This window comes from Arthrobacter psychrochitiniphilus (assembly GCF_003185915.1).
GTDB classification, from domain to species: Bacteria; Actinomycetota; Actinomycetes; order Actinomycetales; family Micrococcaceae; genus Specibacter; species Specibacter psychrochitiniphilus.
Window position 1 is genome coordinate 1 of record NZ_QHLZ01000028.1, and the last position, 1,508, is coordinate 1,508.

The window sequence follows — 1,508 nt, forward strand, 5'->3', positions numbered from 1 at the left end:
TTGCTACGGGCGGGACGGTCGCCGTAGGGGCGGTCTCCACCAGTGCGGGCCGGACGGTCGTCGCGGTTGCCGTATGAAGGACGTGAATCGCGGTCACCGGTAGGGCGGCCACCTTGGCCACCACGGTTATCGCGGTCACCGTATGAGGGGCGGTCGTTGCTACGGGCGGGACGGTCACCGTAGGGGCGGTCTCCACCAGTGCGGGCCGGACGGTCATCGCGGTTGCCGTATGAAGGGCGTGAATCGCGGTCACCAGCGGGGCGGCCACCCTGGCCACCACGGTTGTCACGCTCACCATAAGGCTTACGGTCTTCTCGACGTCCATTAACCATGGGGCGGTCAGCGCTGCGGTTATCACGGTCACCGTATGAAGGGCGTGAGTCGCGGTCACCGGCAGGGCGTCCATCTTGGCCACCACGGTTATCGCGGTCACCGTATGAGGGGCGATCGTTGCTACGGGCAGGACGATCACCATAGCTACGGCTGCTGTTGTTGCCGCGCTCGTTGTAAGGTCGCGCTGGCTGACGATCATTCGTCGCCGGGCGGTCACCATAAGGCCGACCGCTGTTCCCCTTGTTGTCTTGTCCGCGTGAGTTGTCTTCGCGTTTTCCCTCGTAATGCTCAGCCATGCCGACTCCTAAACCTTCGAGCGCACTAACTGGCACAGTAACAGCCGCTCTTCACTTTTGATGTTCTTCGAAAAAATCCTTGGACGCTTTGGTCCAGCTACCAGTCTAGTCGAGCTGAACGGCTCCACCCATGAATCTGGCGTATCTGGACAAGATGAGTGACCAATCACAGAAAAACTCCCCCTCACCTAGGCTGTCCAAGCCCTGCAGCGTGTGAAAAGTAGCTTTGACGCGAGTCATCCCCCCTTCGACAAGATCGAAGCTAATATCAACCTCACGTTCTTCAACAGATTCATTGCCGAAAGCCCACACCAGACTCAAATGGGTTGGCGACTCCCAGGACTCTATGTCTGCCAAGATGATCTCCTCACCCTCGAGGGATTCCTCCACCAAGTGATCACGGAGCATCGCGACATGGCTACTTTCACCGAACACACTCTGTTCAGCTACCGGCCACCAAAGATGGATGCCGTCGGTGAAGCCATCGAAGGCCTCATCAGATGGGACGCCAATCACCACTTCAAGTGCAGCCTCTTCAGTTGGCTGTAGAGACACATAGTCGGGTTCGTGCACGTGAGAAAAAAGATTCTGCATCAAGCCACCATACTCTCTTTGGCCACGGGCTGGATGCCGCTCAATGTGCTCGGCACGGGTGGTCGCGGCAGGGCTTGCAGGGCGAGGTGGTCGCGTCAAAATTATGGCTCGCCGGCGCCTTCGGGTGGTGGCTTGTTAAACAAGTGGAGCCGCCCTGGTGTGGGGCGGCTCGAGTGGTGGTGGTTATTGTTGCTGGTGTTGATAGCCCGGTGGTTCTGAAAAAGGTGGTGTTAAAGGTGGGGAGGCCCCGCACCTGGTGGTGTGGGGCCTCTACCCTTTTTGGTG

Annotated in this window: 1 protein-coding gene and 1 pseudogene; both read right to left on the reverse strand. The window is 58.9% G+C overall.

The features are described from left to right. Window positions 1-629, reverse strand: a pseudogene (locus CVS29_RS18070) (DEAD/DEAH box helicase); the annotation flags it as partial. 105 nt (window positions 630-734) lie between these two features. Continuing rightward, window positions 735-1,226 carry an SRPBCC family protein gene (locus CVS29_RS18075; protein WP_146213134.1) on the reverse strand — a complete coding sequence of 164 codons (492 nt, stop codon included), beginning with the start codon at window positions 1,224-1,226 and terminating at the stop codon, window positions 735-737. Window positions 1,227-1,508: the final 282 nt, after the last annotated feature.